This window comes from Rhodococcus sp. 5G237 (assembly GCF_053764735.1).
The window spans coordinates 1-2717 of record NZ_JBSNCD010000019.1; the positions used below are offsets into that span (position 1 = coordinate 1).

The window sequence follows — 2717 nt, forward strand, 5'->3', positions numbered from 1 at the left end:
GCGTAGTCGTCCCGGTGATCGAGGACGAGGCGGATCGCCTTCTCACGGACCTCGTCGGGGTACTTCTTCGGCATGAGGCTTACCTTCCCAAGAATGAAGGTGTGCATCAAACCCGGGACGGTTCACAGATCCCGTTCTGCCACGGCGAACCAGGATCGATGAACGAGGCATCCACACCGGTGAAACGGCACCAGTCCCGCATCGCATACGCGGTCATCTTGAACCGTCTCGGGTTTGATGCCGCCTCCTTTCTTGAGGAGGATGCACATCATGTCCAAGCGTTACCCCGCCGAGCAGCGTGAACGAGCGGTGAAGATGGTCCTCGACCACCTCGACGAATATTCTTCGCCGTTCGCGGCGTGCAAAGCCATCGCCCCGAAGCTCGGCGTCGGTGTCGAGTCGCTGCGCACCTGGACCCGCCAGGCTCTGATCGATGCCGACAAGACACCCGGCGTGACCACCGCTGAACAGCAACGAATCAAAGAGCTCGAACGCGAAGTCCGAGACCTCCGTGAGGCCAACGAAATCTTGAAATCGGCCTCGATTTTCTTCGCGAGGGAGCTCGACCCTCGCCGCCGCTGATCTGCCAGTTCATCGACCAGATGCGTGCACAAGGACACGGGGCCCGAGTCGATCTGCGCCGTGCTCACCGAGCGTGGCGTCAAGGTCGCCCCACGCACGTATCGGAACTGGAAAACTGCTTCTCCATCCCGCCGGACCGTCGCCGATGCACATCTGACGAACGCTCTGCGTGAGACCGTCGGGACCGCCGAAGGTCTCTACGGTCGCCGGAAGATGACCGTGCACCTGCGCAGACACGGCCACGACGTCGCGGCATGCACCGTCGACCGGTTGATGCGCGATGAAGGGCTGTCCGGAGCGGTCCGGGGCCGTCGGCACCGCACCACCATGCCCGGCGGCTCGGACAGCCGCCGCGCCCCTGACCTGGTCGATCGTGATTTCACCGCCGAGGTTCCGAATCGGAAGTGGGTCACCGACTTCACCTATTGCCGCACCTGGGCGGGGTTCGTCTATGTCGCGTTCGTGATCGACTGCTTCTCGCGGGCGATCGTCGGCTGGCATGCCGCCACCGTCAAGGACACCGCGATGGTCACCACCGCCTTGAAGATGGCATTGTGGCGACGTGACCACACGGGCCACCCGGTCGGCTCAGGGTTGATCCACCATAGCGATGCCGGCAGTCAGTACACTTCCATTGCTTTCGCGGAAACCCTTGTGCTGGAGGGTATTGCCGCGTCGATCGGCAGCGTCGGAGACGCATACGACAACGCTCTGGCCGAGAGCACGATCGGGTTGTTCAAGACCGAAGTGATCGCCAAGGGAAACCCGTTCCATCCGGGTCCCTACAAGTCCGTCGAGGACGTCGAGTACGCCACGATGGAGTGGGTCGACTGGTTCAATCGCAGTCGCCTGCACAGCCGTCTCGGATACGTCCCGCCGGATGAATTCGAGGCGGCGTACTACGCTCACCTGTCGACTCCACAACCGGAGCCGTCACCGATATAGGAGCGGCAAGAAACCCGAGACGGTTCAGATCGACTCATTGCCTCGGTCGAACGAAAATCGCTCCCCGACCTGGTATCCAGCCTGACCAGCGGAAAACTGCGGTTCGCGTTCGCTGAACTCGTGGCACTCCCCCGCGCGGCAGTGGTGATCGAAGACCGTTATTCGGCGGTGTTCAAACTCGAGCGGGTCCGTCCGGCGGTTGTCGCCGACGCACTGGCCGAACTGCAGATCCGCTATCCGACCGTGCCGATCGTGTTCTGCGAGAACAGGCAGCTCGCCGAAGAATGGACCTACCGTTATCTCGCTGCGGCCCGGCACTGATGCGACATCGGGGACGCCGATCATCGCCCCGCCCCATCTCCGCCGACCGAAGCACCCACCGTCGTGTCGGACACGACCGACACCGGACCGTCGAGCGCAGACGTGCGGGCCTGGGCCCGCGCGACCGGACTGGACGTCCCCGGCCGAGGGCAACTGCGCCCCCGGATTTGGGACGCCTGGCGTACCACCCATCCCGAGTAATACTGCTGCACAGCAGTTCCATCCCAACACAACGAAGCATCGCATCGCACCGCGGACCGCGCTCGTCGCGTGAGACCCCACCCTGAGCATCGATCGGCGGCCGAGGTCGAGATCCTCGCCGACTCGCGCACCTACCGAGGAAATTAGTCCTCGAGGCTTCCTCGGACGGTGCACTGTCGATTACGGCTCGCTCAGAAGCCATGCGCCACTACCGTCCGCACCATGTGTTTCCGAAATAGGCTCTCGCACTCGTCTTTTGCTTGAGTTGATTGCAGATCATCCACTTTCGTTCGTTGCAGAGCGCACACGGTAGAGTTCCTGCTCACCGCTGAACCCCTTCAGCGGGTACGACCCTGCAAAATCAGTCTCCATTACAGATGCATCCAAACGACTCATCGTCTCGCTATCCACCAGAATCTCCAGTGGCTCCGCAACCGCAACGATCCTGCTGGCCCGGTTCAATGATTGCCCCACCCAATCACCCGCGCTGTGCACTACCGCACCCCATGCGATACCGACATGCAGTGGCGGAAGGCCCCGCTGAACCGTCCCGGGTTTGATGCACACCTTCATTCTTGGGAAGGTAAGCCTCATGCCGAAGAAGTACCCCGACGAGGTCCGTGAGAAGGCGATCCGCCTCGTCCTCGATCACCGGGACGACTACGCCT

At 62.3% G+C, this 2717-nt stretch carries 2 protein-coding genes and 2 pseudogenes; 3 read left to right on the top strand and 1 reads right to left on the bottom strand.

Annotated elements, in window-relative coordinates; translation table 11 throughout:
- From ACWPOC_RS25495 to ACWPOC_RS25505, 3 genes and pseudogenes are all read left to right on the top strand, one after another.
- A partial coding sequence (locus tag ACWPOC_RS25495; RefSeq protein ID WP_455409571.1) for a hypothetical protein occupies positions 1-302 on the top strand: 302 nt, incomplete at its 5' end.
- Positions 271-1527 (top strand): annotated as a pseudogene (locus ACWPOC_RS25500) (IS3 family transposase). The gene ACWPOC_RS25495 and the pseudogene ACWPOC_RS25500, both read left to right, overlap by 32 nt.
- Positions 1528-1557: 30 nt before the next feature.
- A pseudogene (locus tag ACWPOC_RS25505) lies at positions 1558-2049 on the top strand (ERCC4 domain-containing protein); the annotation flags it as partial.
- Positions 2050-2325: 276 nt separating this feature from the next.
- On the opposite strand, the gene ACWPOC_RS25510 reads toward ACWPOC_RS25505, so the two are convergent.
- Positions 2326-2643, bottom strand: coding sequence for an adenylate/guanylate cyclase domain-containing protein (locus ACWPOC_RS25510; protein ID WP_455409572.1), 318 nt, complete (start codon positions 2641-2643; stop codon positions 2326-2328).
- Between the last annotated feature and the right edge of the window lie 74 nt (positions 2644-2717).